General features: G+C 41.0%; 21 protein-coding genes. 7 read left to right on the forward strand and 14 right to left on the reverse strand.

Features of this window, described 5'->3' with window-relative positions:
• Positions 1 to 168: 168 nt before the first annotated feature.
• From FC98_RS03000 to FC98_RS03015, 4 genes are all read right to left on the reverse strand, one after another.
• Positions 169 to 1,467 carry a GntP family permease gene (locus FC98_RS03000; protein ID WP_056949177.1) on the reverse strand — a complete coding sequence of 433 codons (1,299 nt, stop codon included), beginning with the start codon at positions 1,465 to 1,467 and terminating at the stop codon, positions 169 to 171.
• Positions 1,468 to 1,843: 376 nt separating this feature from the next.
• Positions 1,844 to 2,668: a YitT family protein gene (locus tag FC98_RS03005; RefSeq protein WP_008856159.1), complete on the reverse strand. Its 825-nt coding sequence runs from the start codon at positions 2,666 to 2,668 to the stop codon at positions 1,844 to 1,846.
• Between the two features lie 200 nt (positions 2,669 to 2,868).
• Complete coding sequence (locus FC98_RS03010) at positions 2,869 to 3,222, reverse strand: fluoride efflux transporter FluC (protein ID WP_008856160.1); 354 nt, start codon at positions 3,220 to 3,222, stop codon at positions 2,869 to 2,871.
• Positions 3,219 to 3,623, reverse strand: coding sequence for a fluoride efflux transporter FluC (locus tag FC98_RS03015; RefSeq protein ID WP_040471190.1), 405 nt, complete (start codon positions 3,621 to 3,623; stop codon positions 3,219 to 3,221). The genes FC98_RS03010 and FC98_RS03015 overlap by 4 nt, the downstream gene beginning before the upstream one ends.
• Before the next feature lie 138 nt (positions 3,624 to 3,761).
• Here FC98_RS03015 and FC98_RS03020 point away from each other — a divergent pair, with 138 nt between their 5' ends.
• Together FC98_RS03020 and FC98_RS03025 are read left to right on the forward strand one after the other, a co-directional pair.
• Positions 3,762 to 4,823, forward strand: coding sequence for a YdcF family protein (locus FC98_RS03020; RefSeq protein WP_169788684.1), 1,062 nt, complete (start codon positions 3,762 to 3,764; stop codon positions 4,821 to 4,823).
• Positions 4,824 to 4,852: 29 nt separating this feature from the next.
• On the forward strand, positions 4,853 to 5,953 hold the full coding sequence (locus FC98_RS03025; protein WP_008856165.1) for a VanZ family protein: 1,101 nt from the start codon (positions 4,853 to 4,855) through the stop codon (positions 5,951 to 5,953).
• A gap of 388 nt (positions 5,954 to 6,341) precedes the next feature.
• Here FC98_RS03025 and FC98_RS03030 read toward each other — a convergent pair whose 3' ends face one another.
• Both FC98_RS03030 and FC98_RS03035 read right to left on the reverse strand, forming a co-directional pair.
• Positions 6,342 to 6,836 carry a C39 family peptidase gene (locus tag FC98_RS03030; protein WP_054654535.1) on the reverse strand — a complete coding sequence of 165 codons (495 nt, stop codon included), beginning with the start codon at positions 6,834 to 6,836 and terminating at the stop codon, positions 6,342 to 6,344.
• A gap of 38 nt (positions 6,837 to 6,874) precedes the next feature.
• Positions 6,875 to 7,165, reverse strand: a complete 291-nt coding sequence (locus FC98_RS03035) for an HPr family phosphocarrier protein (protein WP_008856167.1) — start codon at positions 7,163 to 7,165, stop codon at positions 6,875 to 6,877.
• Positions 7,166 to 7,477: 312 nt separating this feature from the next.
• On the opposite strand from FC98_RS03035, the gene FC98_RS03040 reads away from it, so the two are divergent.
• On the forward strand, positions 7,478 to 8,611 hold the full coding sequence (locus FC98_RS03040; RefSeq protein ID WP_008856168.1) for an exonuclease SbcCD subunit D: 1,134 nt from the start codon (positions 7,478 to 7,480) through the stop codon (positions 8,609 to 8,611).
• Positions 8,611 to 11,745, forward strand: coding sequence for an AAA family ATPase (locus FC98_RS03045; RefSeq protein WP_056949179.1), 3,135 nt, complete (start codon positions 8,611 to 8,613; stop codon positions 11,743 to 11,745). Before FC98_RS03040 ends, FC98_RS03045 begins: the two co-directional genes overlap by 1 nt.
• A 150-nt stretch (positions 11,746 to 11,895) precedes the next feature.
• Here the strand turns inward: FC98_RS03045 and FC98_RS03050 are convergent, their stop codons facing one another.
• The 5 genes from FC98_RS03050 to FC98_RS03070 all read right to left on the reverse strand — a co-directional run bounded on the left by FC98_RS03050 (position 11,896) and on the right by FC98_RS03070 (position 18,956).
• On the reverse strand, positions 11,896 to 12,879 hold the full coding sequence (locus FC98_RS03050) for an NAD(P)-dependent oxidoreductase (RefSeq protein ID WP_054654543.1): 984 nt from the start codon (positions 12,877 to 12,879) through the stop codon (positions 11,896 to 11,898).
• The gene (locus tag FC98_RS03055) at positions 12,876 to 14,135 is read right to left on the reverse strand and encodes an MFS transporter (protein ID WP_008856171.1); all 1,260 of its coding nucleotides are present in this window, start codon (positions 14,133 to 14,135) and stop codon (positions 12,876 to 12,878) included. Before FC98_RS03055 ends, FC98_RS03050 begins: the two co-directional genes overlap by 4 nt.
• Before the next feature lie 13 nt (positions 14,136 to 14,148).
• On the reverse strand, positions 14,149 to 15,273 hold the full coding sequence (gene hisC, locus FC98_RS03060) for a histidinol-phosphate transaminase (protein WP_054654549.1): 1,125 nt from the start codon (positions 15,271 to 15,273) through the stop codon (positions 14,149 to 14,151).
• 225 nt (positions 15,274 to 15,498) lie between these two features.
• Positions 15,499 to 16,737, reverse strand: coding sequence for an MFS transporter (locus tag FC98_RS03065; RefSeq protein WP_008856173.1), 1,239 nt, complete (start codon positions 16,735 to 16,737; stop codon positions 15,499 to 15,501).
• Positions 16,738 to 16,922: 185 nt separating this feature from the next.
• Positions 16,923 to 18,956: a right-handed parallel beta-helix repeat-containing protein gene (locus tag FC98_RS03070; RefSeq protein WP_008856174.1), complete on the reverse strand. Its 2,034-nt coding sequence runs from the start codon at positions 18,954 to 18,956 to the stop codon at positions 16,923 to 16,925.
• A gap of 169 nt (positions 18,957 to 19,125) precedes the next feature.
• On the opposite strand from FC98_RS03070, the gene FC98_RS03075 reads away from it, so the two are divergent.
• Positions 19,126 to 20,313, forward strand: a complete 1,188-nt coding sequence (locus tag FC98_RS03075; protein WP_008856175.1) for a helix-turn-helix domain-containing protein — start codon at positions 19,126 to 19,128, stop codon at positions 20,311 to 20,313.
• Positions 20,314 to 21,527: 1,214 nt separating this feature from the next.
• On the opposite strand, the gene FC98_RS03085 is transcribed toward FC98_RS03075, so the two are convergent.
• The 3 genes from FC98_RS03085 to FC98_RS03095 form a co-directional block, all read right to left on the reverse strand.
• Positions 21,528 to 21,773, reverse strand: coding sequence for a hypothetical protein (locus tag FC98_RS03085; protein ID WP_056949180.1), 246 nt, complete (start codon positions 21,771 to 21,773; stop codon positions 21,528 to 21,530).
• A 1-nt stretch (position 21,774) separates the two neighbouring features.
• Positions 21,775 to 22,224: a hypothetical protein gene (locus FC98_RS03090; RefSeq protein ID WP_054654553.1), complete on the reverse strand. Its 450-nt coding sequence runs from the start codon at positions 22,222 to 22,224 to the stop codon at positions 21,775 to 21,777.
• A 421-nt stretch (positions 22,225 to 22,645) separates the two neighbouring features.
• The gene (locus FC98_RS03095) at positions 22,646 to 23,536 is read right to left on the reverse strand and encodes an ArsR/SmtB family transcription factor (protein ID WP_056949181.1); all 891 of its coding nucleotides are present in this window, start codon (positions 23,534 to 23,536) and stop codon (positions 22,646 to 22,648) included.
• Positions 23,537 to 23,784: 248 nt separating this feature from the next.
• Here FC98_RS03095 and FC98_RS03100 point away from each other — a divergent pair, with 248 nt between their 5' ends.
• Together FC98_RS03100 and FC98_RS03105 are read left to right on the forward strand one after the other, a co-directional pair.
• Positions 23,785 to 25,332 carry an alpha-N-arabinofuranosidase gene (locus FC98_RS03100; RefSeq protein WP_054654557.1) on the forward strand — a complete coding sequence of 516 codons (1,548 nt, stop codon included), beginning with the start codon at positions 23,785 to 23,787 and terminating at the stop codon, positions 25,330 to 25,332.
• A gap of 21 nt (positions 25,333 to 25,353) precedes the next feature.
• A complete protein-coding gene (locus FC98_RS03105; RefSeq protein WP_056949182.1) occupies positions 25,354 to 26,724 on the forward strand; it encodes an MFS transporter in 1,371 nt (456 codons plus the stop codon).
• Positions 26,725 to 26,785 lie beyond the last annotated feature (61 nt).

Here is a 26,785-nt window from a genome sequence, read left to right on the forward strand (position 1 = left end):
GCTTACGTGCAGATTTCTGCTTTGTGCAGCTGTCCTAAAAACAAGTGAGCGGAGTCAGGCGATTAGAAACTGGAGTGTAAGTCTCCTTTGAGGGAAATTCCTGGTTTTGGAATTTTTCTCAGAGGTGCTTACATGCAAGTTTCTGCCTGACGAAGCTGTCCTAGCTCATTAGAAAAATCCGTACATAACCGTTGCAACGATCGTCATTGATAACCCAACCATTGATTCGTAAACGATCGAACGAGAGCGTTCCTTAATTTCCATGTGCATTGCGTTAGCAGTAACGTGGAAATAATTTCCATGAGGCAAATGATCAATAACGGTTGCTCCTGTATGAACCATGGCAGCAGCTGCTAATGGACTCACGCCAAAGCCTAAAATTGCTTTACTGAACGAACCAGTTGCCAAAATAACGCCGGTTGAAGTTGATGCCGCTGCGGCAGCCATCAGAATTCCAGAAATTGGCGCTAAGAAGACTCCAGAAACGTGGCTGACCTTAATTAAACTAATAATTTCAGTTGGTAGGCTCGACGATGTAATTAAAGCCCCAATCATACCAGCTCCCAGTAAAATCATCACCACGTCAGTCATCCGAGAAATGCCGGCCTGAGCATATGCTTTGAGATGAACACCCTTACGCATTGCCAAGGCACCAACAACAGCGGCAATTGGCAGCACGTACATTGCATCCAGATTCAACTTGGTTAACACATCAATGTGAAAAATTGACCCAATTGGGTTTAATAAAAGTAAAACAATAGCAAGAACTGGTGTTACCAATGATGATCCCAGTGATGGCAAATCTTTCACGTTCGTCTCCTGGGTTAAATTAGCTAAATCGGCATCTAAAACTTTAGATCCCTTATTTTTGAGTAATGATGCCACTAAGACCGCAACGATTAAACCAACAACAGCCGGAATGAAGTCAGCAATCATCACTTGACTCAGTTCCAGACCGAAGCCTTTCGCCGCCGCAATCGTGTTTGGATTAGGCGAAATGACGTTTCCGGCCTTTCCACCACCAGACAAGGCAACTAACAAGGCCAATTTAGAAATATGCATCCGTTCGCCAACTTCCAGGGCAATTGGGGCAACGATTAAAACCGCCACTGGAATGAAGACCCCCACACCGGTGATAACCATTGTCGCAAACGCAAGACTGAACAGGGCCAAGCGATCACCTAACTTATTAACAATCGCCCGGGCAATCGTGTCGGCCGCACCGGATTCCATCATGACACCGGCTAGCATCCCAGCAGCGATTACCCGTAGGATCGTCCCAATGACACTCTGAGATCCCTGAATCAATACGTTAATGGTCTGAACCAGATTGCCACCACCGATTAAGCAGCCCACAATGGCTCCCAACATCAGCGAATAAACCGGATTCAATTTCCATAAAATTAAAATAATAGCAAGGGCTAAGCCAATCAAGGCAGCCCACCAAGGTAAGATTAATGCTCCCATACTTTCCTCCTAAATATATTTTTATCATTCTATACCAATTTGAAATTATTTCGATAACCACCCCCAAGAAGAGCTTGCAAAACGTGAATTAATCCGTAATCGAAAAACTATACCAGTAGTATACACAATTTTGTAAGCGAATTCACATTACTTTTTGTGCATATTTTTAACTTTTTAGATTACAAATGCAAGCAAACAGCGCTTTGAAGATTGCTCACATTTTTTCATTCTACCATAACCCCATTGATTTGTTAGTTATTATGTAAAAAACTTTCATAATCAACTTTAACCACCGGAATCCTAAACCATATTAAAAACCGTTCATCGGGTTATCAAGATTCCCCTGAACGGTTAACTTTCGAACTATTTAATTGAATTAAAGTAGCTTGCTTATTGCGGTCCCCTTCACACTCCGAACATTATCGATCACCACGAACGCCTTGGGATCAATGCTAGAAATTACCGGGACGATTTCCGCCACTTGCTTGTCCGTACAAATCACGTAAATCATTGGCCGCTTTTCTTGGTGATAGTAACCTTCTGCGTTAATCAAGGTAATCCCTTGATTCAGAATTCGTGACAGTTCAGCGGTCATTTCGGTCGTCTGATCTGAAATAATCGTCACGGCCTTTTTCGCACCAAACCTCGATAGAAAATTATTTAAAACAACTGCGGATACCGCTAATTCAACAATTGTCAGTAACATATTTTGCAGCCCAATGATTAGGACCGACGGAATTGCCACCATCAAATCAAATAGTAACATTGCCGACCCATTTTGCATGCCAAAGTAACGATTAACGATTCTTGCCAGAATGGTACTCCCGGCAATCGTGCCCTCGCCGCGGAAAATGATCCCCATCGCAATTCCCATTAAAACGCCACCGAAAATTGCTGGAATAATGGTTTGATCCGTGTGATAGTGCAAGAGAGGTGGCAATTTTAAGAAAATTGAAATCCAAAGAACCGCCCAGGCTGAGTACCAAACCGTCTGTTTTTCAAGGAACCGAAAACCCACCAGCATTAAGAGACCGTTAAGAACAAAATTTGTGTAGGCTGGGGAAATATGTAACGCATAGTAACCAATTGTCGTCAGGCCGGTTACGCCACCCTCCCCAATCTGATGAGGAATCAAGAAATCGTTGATTGCAATAGCGTAAATAAACGCCCCCACAATGATTTGCAGCCCATTTCGACTCATTAATTTTACTTTCGAATTGATGTGAACACCTCCTTATTAGTTCATTGTACCGCTTACTGCTTTGAAGATTGCTCACCCACAGCTGGTACAAATGTGTCTTTCTGGTCGACCATTGTAGAAACAGACTATGCAAGGCAGGAGACGCCACCAGACACAGCTGCAGCAAACATTCCCAGCGTTTCTAACTGCTTGGTTCCGCATCACACATGCATCCCTAGCCAAATACCAATTGCTGCCGCGCCAATTCCAACCATCACCGTCCCTATCCAGTATACGGCCGCTATTAGGAACCGTTTATTTCGCAAAAGTACAAACGTGTCGGTCGTGAACGTCGAAAAAGTCGTCAACCCACCACATAAGCCAGTCAACAAAAAGGCACTTAACCTACTGGTAATTAACATTCCCGTTAGGATCCCGGCGATTAATGAGCCGATGCTATTAATAATTGCTGTTGAATAAGGAATAATCCGAGAAACCCGCTTTCCCAATACCGTTAGTTCATATCTCAAGATGGCACCAATTCCTGCTCCCAAGGCAACGTGAAGAATTATCATTCTCTCACCCGCCATTTAATGAGCTGAACCGCTCCAAATCCAAGTATCGCCATCAGCATGCCGCCAAATAAATTTGCTGCTAGAAACCCAATTGCGGTCAGGCTATCAGTCTGAATTGTCTGGACAAACTGAACCGTAAACGTTGAAAACGTCGTAAACGCCCCAATTATCCCCGTTCCGAGCCCCAAGATAATCCACTCTGGAAAGGCAAAATGTAAATCTAATCCGTAAATTGTAAATACTAACAAAAAGCAACCGACTAGATTAACAGTAGTTGTCGCCAGCAGTGAATGACCGTCGTTAAGCCAAATACCAACCTCATACCTGCCAACACCACCGATCATCCCACCCATAAAAACCGAGAGGAACTGGCCCACTCGATACCAATCATATCGTTTCATTACTTTCTCCTTTACCAAAAGTCCATCTCACCAGTATAAAGGAGATCCGCTGAATTTTCAGCCAGGGTTTTCGCGTTTCCAATTCTCTTTTGCCTAACCTCCACCACTGAAATATAATGGTATAAAGGGGTGTTTACTTTGACCGTCATACTAATTCCAACCCTCATCATCTTATTTTTGCTGGGGGGAACCTTATGTACTTATTTAATCCGTAACCGCAATTCATCGCTGCTTGGTTGGCTGGTAAACTTATCACTGATCACACTGTTGATCTTGCTAGTTCAATTGATTTCAATTTTTAATAACGTAACGCTTGGGATTATCGTTGGCATCATCATTGCGGTAATTGGGCTACTCATTTTTCTTGGCCTCACGCTCAGCTTTATTTTTTTATTCGCCAATGCCATTATTGTTTGGCGGCGTGAAGGGTATAGTCTGAGTAGCTCGTTGACACTGATTGTTGGGATCGGCGTCATCTTAGTTGATATTTTCGTTTTCTTCAACCCAATTCACGCGCCAGCACCGCTGCAAACATTTATTAGCACCTTTCTAACAATGATTATTTTCTACATTTTATTGACTGTTTGGAATACCATCACATCAATAATCGTTTACCAATGGTACTTTCCCAAGAAGGATAAAGATTACATCATTGTCTTGGGCAGCGGCTTAATCGATGGTTACAAAGTTGGCCGCTTGCTGGGAAACCGAATCAATACAGCCATCGATTTCTATCACCAACAACTTAAAAGTACTCACAAACGGGCTAAACTACTCTTCTCGGGTGGCCAGGGCGGCGATGAAAAGTTGCCTGAAAGTGTTGCAATGCAAAGGTATGCCATCGACCACGGGGTCCCAGAAACTGATACATTGGTTGAGGATCGATCAGTTAATACAAATCAGAACATGCAATTTTCCGCGCAAGTAATTCAGCAGGATGGTGGCTCTAAACAAAGTAAAAAAATTTTTGTCACTAATAACTACCATACTTTACGGGCAGGAATTCTTGCTCACAAGCAAAAAATGGCCGCCTATGGGTTAGGCGCCCCGACACCATTTTACTTCTTACCCAATGCTATTATTCGAGAATACTTAGCCCTTTTCGTTATGCACAAATGGTTTCATACTGTGATGTTTGGCCTCATGTTTGCTCTATCAGTTGCTTTAGGCATCGTGACGCTCATCACCCAAGGGCATTAATCAAAACTAATTCTATTTAGGAGAACTTCATGTCACAATATATTCATGTTATCTATACTGCCGCCATTTTCTTTCCAGTTATTGCAATGATCATCACTTTGCCAATCCTTTTGATAAGTTACCACCGATACGGGGCTTTACCAAAATGGAATATTTTTATGCTCTACACATTCGTTTTCTACATGTTATGTGCCTACTTTTTAACCATTTTGCCACTACCATCAAGAAGCTTTGTTGCTCATTTAACAACGCCCACCCATAATTTTGTTCCATTCACGTTTGTAACTAACTTTTTCAAGTATAATCCATTTTCATTGACCCACCCGGCAACGTGGTTAGCTGCATTGAAAGCCCCAACGGTGATTCAGCCGGCATTTAATCTTCTGTTGACGTTGCCATTTGGATTTTATCTCCATTACTATTTCAACCGTAATTGGAAACAGACATTTCTACTTAGTTTCTGCCTCTCGCTGTTTTATGAACTAACCCAATTTTCCGGCCTTTATGGCATCTATCCACGGCCTTACCGGCTATTCGACGTGGACGACTTGCTCTTAAACACACTGGGCGGTGGCCTTGGTGGTGGCTTGGCAGCTTGGCTCGGACGCTATTTACCAAGCAAAGAACGGGTTGGTCAATCAGCGATCGCTAGAAGCCAAGCCGTTTCTCCCCTGCGCCGCTGCACCGCTTTGGCACTGGACTGGATCCTAATTACAATTATCAGTGATATTATTAGCATCGTGATCAAGCCACAGTGGCCAATCACTCTCGTTGCCTGGGCCGTCTTAATTATCGGTACCGAAATCGCTAATCAAAAGACCATTGGCATGCGGGTTGTTGGGATCAAACTAACTGATAAATTTGGTCAGAGAGCTAACTGGATACAAATCATTCTTCGAAACGTCATTGCATATGGCATCATTGGGGGAACGTTCGCTATCCAAGGACGTTTGCTAGATATGACTTCCTACGCACCATATTCAGAATTAGCCACTATTCAAAAATTTGTTCTCGCTCTTTCATTCGTTCTCTTGTTGATTTTGATGGATCTCTTAATTGAAACATTTTCAAAAAATCACCGGCTCTTTTTTGAACGGCTAAGTGGAACCGATACTAAGGCGGGAAAGTAACCCAGATATTCAAACTAAAATTGGCATGGTAATTCCCTATAACTGAGAATTATCATGCCATTGTATTTTATATTGTAGAAGCGTGAGCCTTAATAGTAAGTCTTAGGCTTCAAGGGCTAGGAATGGCTGCACAAAGCAGAGGCTTGTACTTAAGTCTTTTCCCCCCCGAAAATCCAAACACAGGATACTTCTCTTTTTTACTAAAATTTGATCTCTTGCTTCATAGAGTAGGACCGCTCCACAAAGCAGGAATCGGAGTGTAAGCACTACAACCAAAAATCCTCAAATCCAGGGGGGGCTTTTTTTCAACATAGTAGAAAACGTGCTCCACCAAGCAGAAAGCTACACCTAAGTTACTCCGCTTTCTAACCGCTTGGTTCCGCACTCTTCAATAGCTCAATGCCAATTTCTGCTTATTTACTCGAATCGTTTCAAATTCAGGTATCGATAACGCTGCCCGTTTTCCCGTCCAGCAATCATTATAATAGACGGCCTTCTCATCAAATCCGGTCATCACAAGTGCATGAGTATTGAAACCATCGAAATTTCCGACCCACACCACGATTGGATGGTTAGTCTTAGCTAAGTGGGCGATCAATTGATCAACCGATTGGCCACTCAAATTGACAGCATCCCCCACGTACCTAGTTACCAACGCCATTAAAGCTGGCGGGTAAATACTATTACCATCGTCTGTAAACGGGTTGCCGACAAATCCTTTGTTACAATCAGATTGATCGTAGGGCATCTCCTTTGCTAACTGAACTTTACCAACATCATTTCCCGCACAACGAAGCATCATTGTTACCGCCGTGATTTCACAGCCAGTTGGTAATTCAGGGGATTGACTAATGAGTGGTACCGTTAATTTGATACGATTCATAGCTGCCCTCCATATCAGATCAGATAAAAGCCGACAGCTTATGCTTCACGCCTTTCATCCACATCTTCAACTAACGCTTCTCGTTTAAGTTGCTTATCAATTCCATTTAGGGCTTCAAGTTCATCTTCACCCTCAAACTTAATTTGAACATTGCTGCCCATTGGAATTCCTAATGACATAACACCCATAATTGATTTAAGATCTGCTTGTTGGCCTTGATAAATAATTGTAATCGCTGCTTGATAATCATTGGCTGCCATTACAAGTTGAGTTGCTGGCCGAGCCATGATGCCGCTCTCGGCATTAACGCGATATTGTTTTTCTAACATTTTTAATGCCCACTTTCAAATTTATTAATACCTGTTTACTGTTTAACTATAGCATTTAGTGTAAGCGATTCCAAGCCAATAATCAATAGTTTTTTTACGTAAATTGGTGACGATTTATGATATTTTAGTAAATTATAACAATTAATGTATTATTTACTGATTAAATTCAAAAATAACCAGAATTAATCACTCGATTCCCTCACCTAATTGCTTTCAAATTTCACCAGGAATATACTCAAAACAACTTTGCAAATAATTCGTATATGACTATTGAACCCTAAAATTTTTACACGTTGAAAGGACAAAACTAACATGCGCTTTTTACATACTGCCGATTGGCACATTGGCCGCCGACTTCACGGTTTTGATTTGACCGAAGAACAACAAAATGCCTTTGACCAGATCGAAAAAATTGCAATTAAAGAAAAGGTTGATGGCATCATTATCGCCGGTGATCTTTACGATCGCAGCCTCCCCGCCGAAGACTCCGTGGCCCTGCTTAATCAGATGATCGAAAAATTAAACCTAACCGATAAATTCCCAATCTACGCCATTTCCGGTAATCACGATAGCGCGACTCGCCTATCAACCGGTTCCAAGTGGTTTCAGCAAACTCATTTCTACCTACACACAAGGTTGGATCAGGCCTTTATACCGATCGAACTCGCTGATACGCAGCTCTTCTTACTACCCTACTTCGAATTATTTGATGCCCAGCAGTATTTCAACGACGACACCATCAAACACCTTGACCAGGCATTTAAACCAATCGCAGCAAAGATGAAATCCCTGTTTGATCCCAAGAAGAAACATATTTTGGTTGCGCACTTCTTTGCGGACGGTAGCGCCACAACCGATTCTGAAACCCAGTTAACCGTTGGTGGCCTAGCATCCGTTCCAGTATCACTACTTAAAGATTTTGATTACGTCGCCCTCGGCCATCTACATGGGAAAGACGCCCTTCACGCGGACAATGCACGATATAGTGGCTCCCCGGTGAAGTTTTCCCTGTCAGAAGCCAACCAGCAAAAGGGTGTGTTTATTGTAGACACGGGTCCAGTAACCTTTACATTTAAACCCATTAAGCCACTGCACGATGTTCGAAAGTTAACCGAATTCTTCGCCACCCTCACGGATAAACAATTCTATGAACAGTTGCCACTAGCTGACTACTTTGGTGTCACTTTGAAGGACACCAAGGCCATCCCCAACGTCCTCGCTCAATTGCGGGATATTTACCCCCACATCATTTCGTTAGACCGTGAAAATGGCTATGAAACGGTCGTAGATTATCGGGGGGAAAGTGGTAAACAAATTCGCCAAAAGGATCCTATGATGCTGTTAGCAGATTTTTATAAGCAAATTGCGAATGACGATCTAACTGACCAGCAAAAGAAGTGGGCAGCAACGGCACTAAAAATTGCCAGCAACGGGGGGAAAGTCTAATGAAACCATTAAAATTACACATGCAGAATTTTGGCCCTTATGAAGACGAAACAATCGACTTTACGCAACTTGAACAGTCCCCCGTCTTTTTAATTTTCGGCAACACCGGGAGCGGTAAAACAACCATTTTTGATGCCATCACCTTTGCCCTATTTGGTGACGGCATTACCAAGGACAGAGATCCTGAAAGCCTGCGATCAGACTTCGCGGATTTTGATTCTCCTACCGAAGTTGACCTAACGTTTGAACACCAAGGCAAACAATACGAAATTACCCGCCAACCAAAGCAAACATTAAACAGGCAACGCGGCGACGGCCAAAAAGTCTATGAGGCCAAAGGTAAGCTAAGCTTTTTTAAAAATGGTGAAAAGGTTAACGAAATTAGTCGGATTTCAGAAATTACGGCTAACGTTGAAAAGATTTTACAACTCAACCGTCAACAATTTGTCCAGATTGTTCTCCTTCCCCAAGGTGATTTCCGAAAGTTCCTAGCCGCCAGCAGTTCAGATAAGGAAACCCTACTGCGAAATATTTTTCACACGGATATTTACCGCCGTTGGAGTGACGCCCTAGCGACTCAATTACGGGAAATGAATGCTGACTCTAAACAGTGGCAACAGGCCATCGCCGATAATTTAGCCAGTATCAACTGGGTCGCTGCACCCGCTGACATTCAAAAACAGTCAACGGAAAAGCAGATTGGAACATTAAAAGCCCAGCAAAAGACCGCCAAAGATGATCTAAATGCGCTGGCCGAGAAGATTACTGGACTTCAAGCTAAAATTACCAGCCAGTCCTCTAAAATTGATGCCGAAACCCAAATGAACACCCAAATTCACGAATTAGCTCATAAACAGCAAGAGTTGGTAACGTTAACTGCCAAAAAAGCCGATTACGAAAAGCTAACAACAGCAATTAATCAGCTAACCTGGGCAAAGGAATTGAAGCCCAAGTATGATCGGTTCCAAGAATTACAAGCTGCCATTCAGGATTCGCAGGCCAAACTAACAATCGCAACCGACCAATTAACCAGCTATCAGACAACCCAAGCGACCACCCAAACGACCCAGCAGGCACTTCAATCTAAGCAGGCGGATGAAGCCATCCTCAAAGACCGCATTCCAGTCCTAACCAAGCAACGCCAGTCCTTTCAAAAAGCTGCTGATCTCAAACAAGCCGTGGTAACTGGTGAAGATCACCTTGCAGGCATTAAGCAGCAGCTTGTGATCACTAACAAATCAGTGACGGATCTCCAAGAACAAACGAATCAGATTGAAACTGATTTGACGCAACGAGATCAACTAAAGGATCAGGATTACCGTCTTAAGCAGGCCAAGGCCCAACTAGTTAGCTATCAACAGCAATTGAATCATTTATATCGACAAATGACTGATAATCACACCCTTGAATCCCAAATTAAAGCGGCCGAATCCGCGTTAGCGACTGCTAAGACTCAGGTTAAGGTAACCCAAGCAAATTACGATGAGCTACGCAACAATTGGTTAAAGAGCCAGATTATGAATTTAGTTGGGCAGTTAAAGGATGGCACGCCCTGTCCCGTTTGCGGCAGCTTGGAACATCCCGCTCCCGCCCACGTTGAAGACATCCAAACTGTTTCCAACGTGCAACTCAAAACCGCGCAAAATCACCTGCAAACTGTTAAAGATGAAGCAACTAAGCAAGCGTCTTTAGTTACCAACCTCAAAAACCAACTCACCAAACAAACAAACCAGTATCAGGAATCATTCTCGGAATTGGTAGCAACCTTCGTTGAGAAACAAGTTGCCCAAGAACCGGTCAGTGATTTAGCCGCTGCCATTGCCTTGATTAAGCAGCAGTCAACAAAGAATGATCAGGAGACGAAGACGGTTGCCGATCAGCTCCAAATTTTAGCAGAGAAAGCCGAAAAGCAAGGCCACATTAAAGAACAGCTTGACCAACTAACGGCAACGGCGAAGACACTTACAGACCAGCTTCAGGGAGCCGAAAAAGATTTAGCAAAAACAAAGGGCACTTTAGAGACCATTCAAGCGGACTTACCAACCGAATTTGACGATTTGGCATCACTGGATATATATCTGAAAAAAATTACTAAGTCCGTTCAATCCTATGAAACTGCGGTTGAACAGAACAATCATGATTTAACCAAAATTGGTAATGCCATTTCCGAAGCTACTGCCACCATCAAGCAAATCAGCCAGTATATCGATGAGAGTAAGAAAAGGGCAGTCGAAATTCAAGGAGCGATTACTGATGCCGTGCGGACCCAACTGGGCGCTGACGAGTGGTCAGAGTACGAATCTCTCTTGCGACATCTAAGTGACTTATCCGACTATCAAAAACGGGCAACCGATTACCAAAGCCAGGTTCAGGCCGTGACGGTTGCAATTGAGACAACCGAAAAAGCAATTGGTGACCACAAGTTAGTTAACCTTAATGAAGAACGGGCGCAACTTAAGAAATTGAGCCAAGCGCGGGATGATTTAAACGCCCAGTCAAAGGTTCAAAACAACCGGTACGTATTAAACGGTAACGCGCTGCAGCGGATTAATAAAAGCTACCAGGATATCCACAGCCAGCAAGAAAAGCTCACCCAGTTAAATCAGCTGGTCTCAACGGTTACCGGCAATAACGATGCCAAATTAGGTCTGGAACGCTACGTCCTACGAGCCCAATTGGCGGAAATCCTAAGTGTTGCCAACGAGCACTTGAAGCAGTTGAGTTCTGGGCGTTATCACCTCTTGTTACACAAAGAATCCGGCACCTATCAAAAGGATACCGGACTCGAAATTGACGTTTACGATGATACCGTCGGCGAAACTAGAAGCGTCCACACTTTGTCAGGCGGCGAAAGCTTCATTGTTGCCCTAAGTCTCGCCTTAGCACTCGGTGAAGTCATCCAAAACGAAGCAGGTGGCATTAGCATCGACACCCTGTTCGTTGATGAGGGCTTCGGCAGTTTGGACCAAGAGTCCCTCTCAACCGCCATGGCGGCATTAGAAAATATTGAAAGCAGCAATCGCACGATTGGTATTATTAGCCACGTGTCAATGCTGCAGGATAGTATTCCTTGCCAGATTCGGGTAACCGCGGTTGGCCAAGGGAAGAGTACGGTGAAGTTGGTGGGGATGTGAGGTCTCATCCACTTGACCATACTTAAGTAATAAAAATTGTCAATTTCTTCTATTTTTACAACTACCACAAAGGGCCAAAGATCACACAGAAAAGTGCGTGACCCTTGGCCTTTTAGCTCGTTCCAAAACATCCTCAATTACATTACATTATTAGTTAACCTGCCTAAACAACTTCTCCTCGTTGCCCAACAGTGAATAAGCCAAGTTTTCAACCGCAATTCTTTGACAATCTTCCAAAGACTGATCCGAGTAAAACGCGACGTGCGGCGTAATCATCACATCATCTCTCCCAACCAGTTTGCTTTCCTTCAACCCCTGAGCAGATTCATTAGTTAAGACATCGAGGGCAGCCCCCCTTACCTTGCCAGAATCTAAGGCCGTTAGCAACGCATCTTCATCAATCATCACACCCCTGGCAATATTGACAATAATTGGCGACTTTTTCATTTGATTAAAAGTATCCTCGTTTAGGATATGCGTATTCTCCTTAGTTAGCCGCATTGTCAGGGCGATAAAGTCTGATTGCGCAAACAATTCGGCTTTGGAAACTAAGGGAATATTCATTTCAGCCGCCCGCTTTTGAGCATGGGGCGTACTGTACGAAATCACTTTCATCCCAAATGCTTGGGCTTTACGGGCAGCTTCGGAGCCAATCTTTCCTAATCCCATAATGCCAAACACTGAATCACTTAGCCGTCTAACTGGTTTGTTGGGTTGAAAGTCATAGGAGTCGTGCTGATCAACCTGAGTCATATAATACTTGAGTTGTTTATTCATAGAGATCGCACTTAAAACAACAAAATCAGAAACTTCTTCGGTACAGTATTCAGCAATCACACAAACCGCAACCCCCTGCGATTTGGCAGCTACCATATCAATATTATTATAGCCGGTCGCTTCAATCGAGATTACTTTTAAACGATGACAAGCTTGGAGTAACTCCGCGTCAAAGGTTAAGTATGAAGTTAAAATTGCATCGGCATCCTGAATCGTATTAATTAGTTCTTGCCGATCCCCGGCATACGGATAGACAACAATTTCAGCCTGGTCACCTAGCATCCGTCTCAATAACCGTTTTTCATAATCTAAATCTCGATTAAGTGGTTCGGCAGTGTCCGTAATCACAACTTTCATTCGTCAATTCCCTCCTTAGCTGCTAATAACGAAGACTTTTTCTCTCTTGATTGGTTTAACTTATAAATCACGACACTGCCCAGACTCGCAACCAAGGCGAAAGCGGCTAGAATCAAAAAGACCGTTGAATAGCCATGATTTTTTTGACTATCGAGAATCCTCCCAAATACCGTCGGCATCACCATATCAGGCAAGTAACCAATCAATGATACAAACCCGGTAGTGGCCCCCATCAAGGAAAGTGGTATTTTACTTTCCCCAATAATCGAGAATTGGATGCCGTAAAGTCCTAGTGCCATGATTCCTGGGATCAGTGACAGGATAATAATGACCCCCATCGGCAAAGCAGTTGATAGTGCAATTACAATTAGTGATACTGCTAAAATGACGTAACCAACGGTAAACCAGCGTAAAGTGGAGTGAAAGAACCGGTCCGCAATGATACCGCTAACTGGGGCTAACAGAAGAAAGACATAGTTTCGGACAATCCCCAACATGCTGCTAGTCTGGTTAGACACCCCAACGACATCCGCTAAGTATGGGGTTAGGTACGATACGCCAGAAAACAGACCATAAGTCATGAAAAATACTACCGCGATCACCCATACCGATGGATTAAAAACAACTTGTTTGAAATCTTTGAGCTTAGGAGAATTATCTTGATCACCAATCTGCGCATCTTGGTTGGGTAAAAAAATGACCAATAGGATCGCAATAATCCCAATGACCAGCGCCATGGTGATAGAAGCGGCAGCCATGCCAAATTTACCATTGCCAACCTTGCCATAAACGGCTAATGCCAAAAAATTCAGGATGGCAGCTGATAAACCGTTGGCAGCATAGTAAATGCCGTACATTTTACCGCCGTTTTCCTCACCGCCAACCAGCCGGATCGCCTTAATGATGGCTGACCAGAAAATGAACGCGGAACTAAGCGCTAATAGAATCCAGACGATGATGGCAACCACAAAATTTAACGTCATCCCAAAGACCACCGCAAGGGCTGCCGTTCCAAATAGGGAGATAACCAACGCATTTTTAGACCGCATCTTATCAGCTAAAATCCCACCAGGAATGTATAAAATTAGACAGCCAATCCCATAAATGGAAGTCAAAATTCCAAGTTGGGTATTGTTGATGTGCATTGAAGATAGCATTTGGTTATAAAAAATATACTTAATGTACGGGAAATCATAAATGGTGCCGCCCGCCATTCCGAGCAAAATTAATAGCAAATATTGTTTTACTTTTGTCATTGAGCTTACCCCACTATTGCGTAACTTCTTCGTCGGCTTTGAGCAACCCGATGAACTTTTCTAAGAAGAATTGCATTTCTTTATGGGTACCAATGGTGATCCGAACGTGTTGTGGGTAACCCCATGGTGTACAGTCACGGATAATGACACCCTGTTCCATTAATTGTTGGCAAATATCGCTTGCCGTTGCCCCATTTTCAGGGATCTTAGCAAAAATAAAGTTTGCTTGTGAAGGCGCAACTTCACATCCCAATTTCTCTAGTTCAGTAGTCACTTCTTGACGATCATTTTGAATTTTGGCCAAGGTTGTCGCAATTTGCTTCTGATCAAATTTGATGGAAGCCATCGCCGCTGCCAGTACCATTCTGTTCGTACTAAAGGGTTCGGTCACTGTATCATAACCCTGAATGGTTTTGGGATCTGATAAAGCGTATCCCAGTCGAGCTCCCGCAAGACCATAAAACTTCGAAAAGGTTCTGACAATGACAACCCGTTTCTTACCAATATATTTACGCAGATCTGGTAACTTCGTCTGGTCAGAAAAGTCGGCATAGGCTTCGTCAATAACGACCCAGACATGATCGGGTAAGTTATCGATAAATGTCTCAAGCTGAGCTGCGTCCGTCAGCGTGGATGTCGGATTGTTCGGGTTGCAGATCCAAATTAATTTTGTTTTATCATTAATTTGTTTTTGAAAAGCAGTTAAATCAAATTGAAAATCGTTGCGTAACGGAATTTCAAGCACCTTAGCGCCCATCATCTTAGAAATCTCTCGGTAAAGTCGGTAAGATTGTTTGGCAATCAATACCTCGTCACCTTCATTCAGAAATTCCTTAGCTAAATTCTCTAAGATGTTCCCTGCCCCGCTACCAATCGCAACGTTTTCGGCAGCCAGGCCCCATTGGTCAGCAATCAATTGCTTGGTTTCAACAAAATCATCTTCAGGATAACGATTAACCGTATCAATGCTTCGAATCATTGCCTGCCGAGCATGGTCAAACGGCCCATATGGATTCTCATTGGATCCTAATTTAACGACTTTAGTAAGATGGTACCTTTTCCGGACAACATCCTCCGTTTCCCCAGCAATATATGGTTCACAATCATTGATTTGTTTTCTAAACGTGTTATCAAACATTTAAAGTTCCTCTTTTCTAATTAAGTTAAAATATAATTAGAAGTATACACTATCAAGATGTGATTTTAAATAGTCTGTGTTAGATGATATGCCGTTAAATCAAGTTCGTTTACTTATTTCTAATGTTAATAAAAGTCTCAAGCTATTAGTATGATAGTTTGAGACTTTTATTAACATTTCAAAATAAATATACCTATTTAAATTGAAAGCAGATTTCATGTTGTACTAGTGCACTTTCTTAATCATCAGAATCAAAATTGCACCGACTAAACACATAACCCCAGCTGCTGGAAACATCATTCGATAGCCAATTGCACCAATAATCATAGAAGCAACAATCGGACCAAACACCTGCCCGAGTGAGTTAGCCAGATTAACAATTCCTAAATCCTTAGCCACACTATTAGGGTTAGGCAAAACCGACACGTTCAAAGCCTGATCAACTGAGTTATACATCCCCATGGCAGCACCACTTAAGCCCGCATAGACAAACATGGTCCACGGTGCTGGATCAATTGCTGGAATTGCAACCCCAAGGCCCATCGCAATTGTTGAAGCCGCAACCAACAATTTTAAGCTGTGAAATTTATCAGCAAGTGGTCCGCCAATAATTGCAAATGAAACCCCCGCAACTAACAGGATCATTGACATAATTGATAGATTATGGGAAGCATTGGCGGATGACAGCTTCATGTAATCCGTAAAGATATACAATTGATAACCTGTAATAATAAATTGGGCGGAAACAAATAGCAACTTACCTACAACTGCCAAATAGAAATCCTTGATATCGCCATGTATTGGGAAGGAAAAAGCTTCAATTAATTCTGAACCATGCAATTTTTTAACCTTTTCTCCCTTATTGTTACCATCACCTACCAGTAATAACCCAGTAATTGTAAAAATCACTTCAAAAACCATGAAGATGTAAATTCCTTGATTAATACCAGTAATATATTGTGACGCAATCATGGTTCCAACTGGCGTCCCAATATTCATTCCTACTCCGTAAAACGCTGAAATTGACCCCCGATACTTTTCTGGTGCTTTATCAGCAATAAAGGCAACTAATGGGGCAACCATCATATTTAAGGCAACCTGGAATAAAGACCAGTTAATAATAATTCCCGAAATTGTCGTCACTTTAGTTAAGAAATAAAAACAAATTAGCGTACTGATCATTCCTGCGAATATCCACGGATTTCGCTTTCCCCAACGACTAACAGTTCGATCAGACAATGCACCTTCAATAATGTTGGCAATCGTTGCAACTACCATTGCAATTGTTGCCAAAAGTGCGACGATTTCAACTTTCTGATTAGGCGCAATTTGTTGAATCTTAGCGGGTAACAACGTTGAATTAACGCCTAAATATGGAACCAGCCACCCTAAAAGCCCAAATAAAAGTCCAAATCCCAACCGGTAGGGAAATTTCCCCTTTGCCGTTACTTCTTTATCATCCATAACACTGCCCTCCTAAAAGCCTTTACAATGCGTTTTTTGTTCGATCATTTTTATAAATTGGGGTATAGAAAAGGTCCCTACTAGAAACAATCTTCAATATCCAGAATTCCTAGTACGGATCTTTTAAACAGCCAATACTAAATAAACCTCCAATTATTAGCTATTACTAATTAGTTATCCTAAAGCTATTTCTGCCACAGAATTTTACTTGCCGTTTTACCAGACGCAAACGGCCCAGGAATGGTGGAAACACCACGATGATTGCCAAAGTAATCCTCATTGAAGATAATATCGTCGCCTTCAGGGGTTTCATAACGTTGCTCTGGTTCAAACGCTTCACCTAGCGTCTTAGTTGTGATAATTCCTTCAAAGTAATCGCCAATCAAATCATATAGATTTGTCTTAATGCTTACTTCATTGTCATTTTCGACAAGATCAAAAATGACTTTATCACTCGTATTAACTAAGTTATCCGTCTCCTTCTTCCAAGCTTTAGCACCGTTAAAGTACATATTCCCGGCTGCCCAAACTGGTAAGTGACCAAAGTGGGCACTCATTAAATCCCACATATCGTTTTCTTTGGTAATCGTGCCATCAAATTTCTTGAATTGAGAATACCATTCGTCATAGGTTGGATAGTCATCAAATCCGTTTGTCCCAACTTGTTCAGTGTCTTCCGCCTCACGGTCAACTAGTGTTTCTTCGCCCGGTTTTTCAACTGGCCAATTTTGTACAAAGATATTATTGTAGAAGCGGTCATCTCCATGCAAAATTGTCATAAAGCCGGCAACTTCTGTCCGGTGATGAATGTGATAAGGCGTGAACCTTGGTTGGTTTTTACCATCAACTAAGAAGTCAGTATTAGCGCCAATTGAAGTGATTGATCCTAGCATCAAATTATGAACGCAGGCCACCCCTTCAGTGGCTAATCGCAGGGATGCTTTGGATAATAGCAAGTTATTATCAATCAGGGTCGGTCCATGACCAACTTCAACGAAGATATCCTGGCTCTGCATTGCCCCAACAATTCGAACGGCCGTCCCCTTAGGTGCATAATTATGATCCAACAAGTTCTGGCTAATTCGCGTTCCCTGAGCTTCCCAATCTGTCCAGATGCCCATCGTGCAATCATGAATATGGTTCCGGCGAATGATGACGTCAATTGCTGCATGCATTTTAATCCCAGCGATTTCTGCCCCTGCCAATTCCTGCATGTTGTTAATATCATGAATGTGATTATCTTCAATTAAGCTAAAGACGCCACCTTGACGACCAACGATGCCGTCTTGCTCACAATGATGAATATTGCAACGACGGATAATATGATGGCCAATATTCTCCTTTAACCAGCCATGATATTGTCCGCGACAAACAGCATCTCGTTCCATTTGAGTCGGACTCTTTACATGTTCATATGTAAAGTATTGATCATTTTCAGGATCCCGGTACTTCCCTAATGAAATTCCTGCACACCTACTATGGCTAATATCACAATCTTCAATAATCCAATTCTTTGCCCAGTGTGGTCCAATCATGCCATCCTGGTATGATGCAGGTGGTGCCCAGGTCGTTGCTGCCTTGTTTACATTAAAACCACTAACAGTGATGTTATTAATACCAGTTTCTTGGGGCATAAAGACTTCCCGGCGGACATTAATTTCAACATTTTCTTGATTAGGATTTTTACCTTGGAAATTAGCATAGATAATTGTTTCGTTGGTTTTCTTATCCTGTTCCGTATACCATTTATAAATGGAATTTTTCCGTTCCCATGATCGTGCATATACCTTTGCTTCAATGCATTCCTCAAGCGAAGTTGTCTCATAGAACTGGCGATCATTCATATATACTGCTCCAGTATGCTTATTAACTGGACCAAAGTACCAGTCACCCATTACAAACGTTGTATAGGGGTTATAATCACCAAACAAACTATTGTTAATCCGGCAAACCCATACGTTATCTTGATATTGTTTCCAAGAATTGATCTTTTCAGCCCCTGTGATAACTGCTTTTAGTGGTTCCACGCTTCGGTACGTAATCCGGGCATCTTCCGTTCCACCGTTTATCGGATTCACATACTCCCGATATACTCCAGGGAAAACTAATACATCGTCTCCTGGGACGGCAACTTTGGCCGCTTCGTTAATTAATTTGTACGGAGCTTCCTTTGTCCCATTCCCATCTCTTACTGCACTTGCGTCAACGTATATCTTCAAAACACAATACCTCCCTATGTCAAAACGATTTGCTAACTATTCCTAATATCCTATAAGTTGGTCGATAAGCATTCGTAAACGCTTACAAGAATTAGTATAATCAGGTTAAATGCAAATAACTTTGACAAATATCCAACTTTTTGAACATTTTTGAAGGGAGATTTGAAATATGACGTTAGAACAGCTCTACATAAGCTCTTTGAACATTCCGGCAATTGAATTTAAAATTAATGACCAGCAATTTGACGTTTTATTTAAAAAGGGGAAGATTCTGACCAACTCCTATGCATCAATGTTAAAGCGGATACCGAAACGGGACAGTTTTACCGTTCTCTGCCATACACAAACACTATTTACCTTTTGCTTTATCAAAGAGGACCTTGTCTATCTGATTGGGCCCGAAGTCATTAACTATAATCAAGAGGATAAACATCTAAACTTAAACTCTAAGATCATTTACCTTTCAAAACGCCTGAACACAGCAATCCTGGAGAAAAATAACTGTTACCAGCAGATCCTATTCTTCTCACAATTAATCGGCCTCCCCATTGATAACCAGACGATTGACCTTGCCTTCCAGCGTGCAATCCCATCCAGACAACTTGATGACATTATTACTGCAGTGAATTTTAACGATGATGGTGTCCATATTAGTTATGTATACGAACGGGCATTAAAGGCCGCAATCATGCTGGGGGATCCTTCATCGATCCATTCAACCTTTCTGGCACTCATTAATTCCGGGCGAATTGGAATCTTGTCAGATAAAGGTAGACTTAGAAGCGTTAAAAATTGGGGCATTATCTGTGTCTCGGTAACGATCAGATCAGCAATTAACGCCGGCATCGATTATGATCAGGCCTATTCGTTAAACGATCAATATGTTAGAACGATTGAATCCTTGAATGCATTTGATGACGTCATGAACAAGATCGAAGAAATTTTAAAGGACATGGCCCGCCGTGTCCAACAACTTAGAAATGTTCACTTATCTAAGGATATCCGTTATATTTACCAAATAATTCTTGACTCACCAGAAGCCAATTTGACCGTGCCCGAACTGAGCAATCAGTTAGGACTATCTTCACATTATTTATCTACTCTTTTTAAAAAAGAGGTCGACGTTTCAATTTCCCGCTTCAAAATCTTAGTTAAAATTAATCGCGTGATTCAGTTGATTTCAACCACGAATCTTCCGTTATCTGAGATTGCTGCCAAATTAAATTTCGCAGATCAAGCACATCTAAGTCGTGACTTTAAAGCATTAGTTGGCGTTTGCCCGATGACGGCGCGGAAGAATCCTCATTTTACTGAGGGGTGGAATTTGTATGATTTTTTGGGGATTAATGTGGGGTGAAAATATTTGTTTTATGTATTTTTATTTTTCGGGAATATAAAAGCAACAGTAAGATTGCGATTAGGCAAGATTACTGTTGTTTGTCTTGTGATAAATGTTTTTAACCACTCTATCCTTAAGATTCTTTTATAAGTTAATCAAGACGATGAGGTCCTGAACCAATTATTAACGACAGTCAACACACTAAGAAGCTTTATGAATTAATGAAAAACAATACCTTGGTTGCCTGGAGTTGGTACACCGCCAACTACGATATAAACAAAAAGATTCTTTATGCCCTTACTTACGACAACAGGAATTTATACTCGCCTAAGTGGGGACCCGAATCAGTGGAAAAATGGGATGAACTATTTTAGCTTTATTAAGAAACAGACAATGATCTCGTTTGCAGAGAAAGAGAGAAAGTATGGTTTAGTAATATTTACAATTTATTTTAGAACCAATAGCTTATCAGTACCAATGTAATTAAGACTCTTATTATTACATTGGTATTCATATAAAAACCATTTCACAAACTAACCCAACAAAAAAATATTACTCGCTCTTCTCATAAACATTTCGAACTTCATTCATAGTTATCTTATTCTTTTGAACTATGGATCGAATAACTTCTAACCCTATCTTTTTTGAGAATTTAGGGCTCTCCTTCTCTTTAAAGATATCAGCTTCGCTTTCATATATGCGCTTTAGTTTTATAATTAGATAAGTATATACGTATAACACGAAAAACATTTCCTGATCCATCGAGCTAAATAACACATATTTTTCTGAAATATTACTATTAATAACAATTGCCGAAGAATCCGTAATAGCAAACGTCAAATCGATATTCTTATCAGCAACTCTTAAGGTAACGCTTGTCAACTTGCCACCATTACTAATAAAGGCCTTTGTGACAATTAATTCAGTTTGGATGTAACTTTTCTGTTGCACTTCAAAGACGGTCTTAGTCTAATTTCAAGATCTCTTAAAGAAAAAAGGTAAAGTTTCCCCTATTGTGCAATCACAAAAAAATTTAACGACATATGTAAGCACAACTCCAATAATTATAAGCTAAAGAATACATCCCACGCGCAAAAACCGTATCCAACAAATTTCTAAACGTTAGTCCCTACCACCTTTAGATAGGATCACCTTACTCCACATATGCGGAGAGCACTTGATCAACTCATTTTTAGAGTCTTCAACGTTGGAATTCCCACAATAGGGAAATACTATTTTCGATCACCATCAAACCACATTAAGACTGCCAATGCATACATGAAATAACTGGTTCCCGCTCCGACTAGTAAAGCGGCTATTGTGTCCAAGAATACTAGTAAGACAAACTTGTAAAAGATTACCCCTAGGACAATTACAACGGCTAGTAACGCCATTTTAACATGTCTGCGGTGTGCCTGTGCTTGTTCATACTCCGCTCGCATTTGACTAGGTTTCTTGTTCGGTCGTTGGATTACCATGTTAGTTACTTCCCTTTAAATACTTGTGTAAAACAGTTTCGTAAATGTTCCATTCATAGTTGTGCGTATAGTGTACCAAGTCACCAGCTTTCATAACATCGTGATATAGTACGTTTGCATGCTTGTCAAATAGTAGATAATCGTCTTCTTTACTATTAGCATCGTAGGCTCTCATCACCACAAATTGCGGTTTGTTGCTGATTAAAGTAACCGCCTTGTGTTTTGGTAACTGATTGCCAAGTTTAACACTATAGTAATTGACCGGATAACTACTAGTATCCGTCAAGTTATAGGTGTTCACAACTCGTTCTGGTCCGGTGTCCAGGTACTCATATAGGAAGTAATACCATTCGTCAGGACTTAAACCCTTGTAACTTGAGTATTCCAGCTGTTGTTCGTATTCTGTTTTCCTTGGTTTACTTTGCTTAAAATGAACATCTGTTATTTTCATGCCTATCACTCCTTCACCTAATACAATGTATTTCCTCCACACGTAGGAATACACTAACAAATCCTTACTGTAGAGCTATTATTAAATCTTTAAACAGTCAATTTCAATCAACTTGAAAAGTGAGGCTGATCACCTTTTCCTCTAGTTGATAATATACGCCTTATTTAGCACGAATGGTTTCTTAATAATATTCTATGCATGTGATTCAGACCATTCCTTCTTTGAAGTCCAAAACGATATTCTGTTTTCAAACTTTTTGGGTAGATTAGGAAATTACTATCACTCTTGAAAAAACTCAAATGTATGTACTAAGTAACTAATCAACATTAAATAAGAATGAGACGACACGCATCCTACCCAAAATAAGGATGCGTGTCGTTCACTCTATATTAGCAATAATTCGCTCAATGATCAGACCAAACTACTTATAATACAACGTTAATCTCATATCCTGATCAATATTCCCAAATTTTTTACCGAAGATCGTACACCCGCCGACGTGCTTTGCATTGTCTTTGACTTCAATCCGCAGATCCATCCGTCGCGGAAGTGGTAGTAAGTCACTAATGGTAAGGTTGCTAACTTTAGAACCTCCAATCCAGGTTCCAGTGTCGGATACCAAGATAGTTACTTGGGTTCCGTACTGATTGAATTCTGCGGGTGTCCATCTTGGCGTATATTTACCACGCGTGTCAGCAAAGTCGCCCTGACTTGTCCAAGTTGCTAACTCATGACCATTAAGCGTGAAAGTAATATCGGATGGCCAATCAGGGTTAGATAAAGGAACCTCAGAGCCAAACTCACCCGAGAGTGTCAGCATTTGCACCTGATCTTTAGCAAACAAGTAATTACCAATTTTATAATCAATAAATCCCTTGGAAAACCAGATGATTTGAGCGTTCAACTTGCCCGGATCCATAAAATACTTAGGATCATCAACGTTGCCGATAAAATTATTGACATCAGCTATCCCACAAGTAGGGACAACGTCAAAATCAACGTAGGAACCAACGGGAATGTCAGTGCTTTGTGAAAGTAACGAAGTATTATCAGGTTGTGGCAGGTCCAACTTAACTTCTGTAATACATATATGAGATACCTTATTCTTACCCTCTCGTTTGAATTGAACAATGCCAGCCTCTTGAAGTTGATTGACATGACGTAACGTAATTGGCTGACTTAAACCAATTTGCTTCGCTAATGCTTTCACACTATATGGCTTTTGACAGAGAATCCTAATTATATGAAGTCTAACGGGATTGGCTAATGCTTTATAGACTGGTAATGATTTTTCACTTAAATCGACGATCATTATTTCTCCTTCTCAAATAACATAACGGTTAATTAAATGCCTGCAAGTAACTTGCTTGATATTAAGACAAGTATAGGCTATTAATTCAAGTCGTTCAATTAACTTACGAGTTATTTGAAACTGATATTTTCTATTTTAATTATCATTTTAGCGTTGCAAGCGTTAACAACAGCAGGCTACTATAAAGATGTGCACAGTACGAAAGACAGTCACCTAGGTAATTAATATGGAAAAGGAAGAAATTAATTATGAAGTCAGTCTACAATTACGACAAATTATTCGAATTAGGTAATGTTGATCCAAAAGTATGGAGCTCCTTCACCGAACATTTAGGACGATCAATCTATGGTGGGATTTACGATCCTGACAAACCATTTTCCGACGAGAATGGTTTTCGAAAAGACGTCAAGAAAGCCGTTAAAGATCTAAACTTAGGAGTCATCAGATATCCTGGTGGTAACTTCGTTTCAAACTATAACTGGAAAGATGGCATTGGCTCTAAGGATAACCGTCCGAAGACAATGGATTTTGCCTGGTCTAGTGTTGAACCAAATACATTTGGAATTGACGACTTTTGTCAATGGGCTGAAGAAGTTGGGGTTAAACCAATGATCGCCGTTAACCTAGGAACCGGCGATATTCGCTCCGCAGCAGAACTAGTTGAATATTGTAATCATGATCATGGAACTTACTGGAGTGACCTCCGAATCAAAAATGGCCATCGCAAACCATACAACATCAAGTATTGGTGCCTTGGAAACGAAATGGAAGGCGATTGGCAAGCCGGGCATATGTCAGCAGCTGATTATGCTAAGAAAGCCCGCGAAGCAGCAAAAATGATGAAATGGGTTGATAAGAGTATTAGTTTAGTTGCTTGTGGTAGTTCTTATGAAATGCTTCCGACCTATCTTAAATGGGACGAAACCATTATGAAGGATCTCTATCCATACGTTGATTACATTTCAACTCACAATTACAATATGAATTCTGGTCAAGGGACCTTAAACTTCCTATCCTCATGGAAACAGTTAGACAATCATATTCAAAACACAAAGAATGTCCTTGCTTATTCAAAATCACTGCAGAAAGATCCAAAGTACCAAAACAAAGACATCAAGATCTGCCTGGATGAATGGAATGTTTGGAATATGCAAGATATCAAAATTAATAATTTAGACGATTTGAATGGTATGACAACATTTGAATTAACTGATGCTAAAAAGTGGGAAGAGCATCCAGCTATTTTACAAGAGAAGTATTCCTTGCTAGATGCGCTAACCGTTGGTGGATTAGGAATTACTATTTTGAACAACGTTGACCAAGTTGAGATTGCCTGCTTAGCACAGCTACTAAACGTTATTTCCCCAATTACTACTGATGAAGATGGTCATTTACTCAAACAAACCATTTATTATCCATTTGAGTTGCTATCCAAATACGGTCGCGGAACCGTTTTATCACCAAGAGTTTCTGGGGATACGCAAGCAACGGACTATGGCGATCTTCCAGTGGTTACATCAGCTACTGTCTATGACAAAGAAAAGAAACAGTTGCATATTTTTGCCTTGAATACTGATTTAAATAACGATGCTAAATTAGACTTGAACTTTGCAGGATTCAGTAAAGTTACTCCTAAAGAACAAATCGTCTTTACAGGAGCCGATTTAAAAGCCACCAATACGTTTGAGAAGCCTGAAAATATTGTTCCAAAGACGACAACTCCTTCACAAGACGTTGCTAACCTATCACTTCCAAAAGCCTCTTGGAATGTCATTAATTGTGATGTAGACGCTTAGTTAATGAAGAAGGAGAAAACTATGGCAAGTAATGCAGATGCACAACATCCAGTTTCGTTTAAAGAAAAGCTTGGATTTACAGATTACGTTGGCTTTGGCTTCGGGGATATGGCAATTAACTTTACCTTTGCTTCCCTGGGAATGTTCGTTGTCTTCTTTTATACAGATGTGATTGGGATTTCAGCCGGAATTATCGGCACGTTAATGCTGTTTTCACGTTCCTTTGATGGAATCATTGACGTGGTAGTTGGCGGTTTGGTTGACAAAACGCACAGTCGCTGGGGTAAAACCCGGCCGTGGTTATTATTTGGTGCCCTACCATTTGCTATTTTGACAATTTCCATTTTTGCCGTTCCTGCAAGTTGGTCTGAGGTTTGGAAAATTATTTATATTTTCCTATCATACAACCTATTAATGATTGCCTTTTCAGCTATTGCTATCCCTTATGGAACGCTCAATTCATTAGTAACCCGTGATCAACATCAGCGAGAAAAGTTCAACTTATTCCGAATGTTTATGGCCCAAATTGGCGTATTAATTGTTACCAACGCAACGATGCCAATGGTTAATTTCTTTGGTAATAAGCAGTTAAGTTGGGTAATCACTTATACCGTTTTGTCTATCATTTCAGTCGGTCTATTGATGATTGTATTTAAATCACAAAGGGAACGAGTTCAAGTATCAGCTGCTTCAGAAAAAATTCCTCTAAAAACAAGCCTGAACGCGATTCTTCAGAATAAGTATTGGTGGATTGCAACGATCTTCTTCATTATTTATAGTGTTGGTTATGCTTTAAACCAAGGCAGTACAATTTACTACGCTAAGTATATTTTGCATAACGATAGTTTAGTAGGCGTATTAACAATCGGCTATCTAGCGCCAGTATTAATTGGATTTTTAATTATGGCTAAACTATTTTCTAAATATGGAAAGACACGCGTGATGATTGCTGGATCATTAATTAGCATTGTTGGTTATTTTTTCACCCTAGTTGCCCCAGATAGTTTCTGGATAGTGATGACTGCTCAAATCATTAAAGGTCTGGGACAAGCACCTCTACTTGGTGGTGTTTGGGCAATGTTTCCTGACACGATTGAATACGGCGAATGGAAGACTCATGTGCGAATTGAAGGATTGCTTTATAGTGGCGGCAGTCTCGGTCAAAAAGTCGGTGTTGGATTAGGTACCGCATTAACTGGCTGGGTTCTTGCTTGGGGACACTACAGTGGGACTGCAGCAACCCAATCTGCTAGTGCAATTGGTGCCATTTATCAATTGTTTATTTATATTCCCGTTATCATTTACATTGCTCAAATCGTCTTACTTCTCATGTACAATTTAGATAAGAAATATCCAAAGATTATGCGAGATTTAGCAGCAAGACATGAATAATGGAAGTTAACTTAATATAAAACTTCTTCAAAAATGAGGCTGGGACAAAAGTCCTAGTTAA

Origin of the sequence: Lentilactobacillus kisonensis DSM 19906 = JCM 15041 (genome assembly GCF_001434135.1) — a bacterium.
Taxonomy (GTDB): domain Bacteria; phylum Bacillota; class Bacilli; order Lactobacillales; family Lactobacillaceae; genus Lentilactobacillus; species Lentilactobacillus kisonensis.

Bases quoted from the DNA above. Each gene is read 5' to 3' on its own strand.
- FC98_RS03000 (WP_056949177.1), bottom strand. From the start codon at position 1,467: ATGGGAGCATTAATCTTACCTTGGTGGGCTGCCTTGATTGGCTTAGCC.
- FC98_RS03005 (WP_008856159.1), bottom strand. From the start codon at position 2,668: ATGAGTCGAAATGGGCTGCAAATCATTGTGGGGGCGTTTATTTACGCT.
- FC98_RS03010 (WP_008856160.1), bottom strand. From the start codon at position 3,222: ATGATAATTCTTCACGTTGCCTTGGGAGCAGGAATTGGTGCCATCTTG.
- FC98_RS03015 (WP_040471190.1), bottom strand. From the start codon at position 3,623: ATGAAACGATATGATTGGTATCGAGTGGGCCAGTTCCTCTCGGTTTTT.
- FC98_RS03025 (WP_008856165.1), top strand. From the start codon at position 4,853: ATGTCACAATATATTCATGTTATCTATACTGCCGCCATTTTCTTTCCA.
- FC98_RS03030 (WP_054654535.1), bottom strand. From the start codon at position 6,836: ATGAATCGTATCAAATTAACGGTACCACTCATTAGTCAATCCCCTGAA.
- FC98_RS03035 (WP_008856167.1), bottom strand. From the start codon at position 7,165: ATGTTAGAAAAACAATATCGCGTTAATGCCGAGAGCGGCATCATGGCT.
- FC98_RS03040 (WP_008856168.1), top strand. From the start codon at position 7,478: ATGCGCTTTTTACATACTGCCGATTGGCACATTGGCCGCCGACTTCAC.
- FC98_RS03045 (WP_056949179.1), top strand. From the start codon at position 8,611: ATGAAACCATTAAAATTACACATGCAGAATTTTGGCCCTTATGAAGAC.
- FC98_RS03050 (WP_054654543.1), bottom strand. From the start codon at position 12,879: ATGAAAGTTGTGATTACGGACACTGCCGAACCACTTAATCGAGATTTA.
- FC98_RS03055 (WP_008856171.1), bottom strand. From the start codon at position 14,135: ATGACAAAAGTAAAACAATATTTGCTATTAATTTTGCTCGGAATGGCG.
- hisC (WP_054654549.1), bottom strand. From the start codon at position 15,273: ATGTTTGATAACACGTTTAGAAAACAAATCAATGATTGTGAACCATAT.
- FC98_RS03065 (WP_008856173.1), bottom strand. From the start codon at position 16,737: ATGGATGATAAAGAAGTAACGGCAAAGGGGAAATTTCCCTACCGGTTG.
- FC98_RS03075 (WP_008856175.1), top strand. From the start codon at position 19,126: ATGACGTTAGAACAGCTCTACATAAGCTCTTTGAACATTCCGGCAATT.
- FC98_RS03085 (WP_056949180.1), bottom strand. From the start codon at position 21,773: ATGGTAATCCAACGACCGAACAAGAAACCTAGTCAAATGCGAGCGGAG.
- FC98_RS03090 (WP_054654553.1), bottom strand. From the start codon at position 22,224: ATGAAAATAACAGATGTTCATTTTAAGCAAAGTAAACCAAGGAAAACA.
- FC98_RS03095 (WP_056949181.1), bottom strand. From the start codon at position 23,536: ATGATCGTCGATTTAAGTGAAAAATCATTACCAGTCTATAAAGCATTA.
- FC98_RS03100 (WP_054654557.1), top strand. From the start codon at position 23,785: ATGAAGTCAGTCTACAATTACGACAAATTATTCGAATTAGGTAATGTT.
- FC98_RS03105 (WP_056949182.1), top strand. From the start codon at position 25,354: ATGGCAAGTAATGCAGATGCACAACATCCAGTTTCGTTTAAAGAAAAG.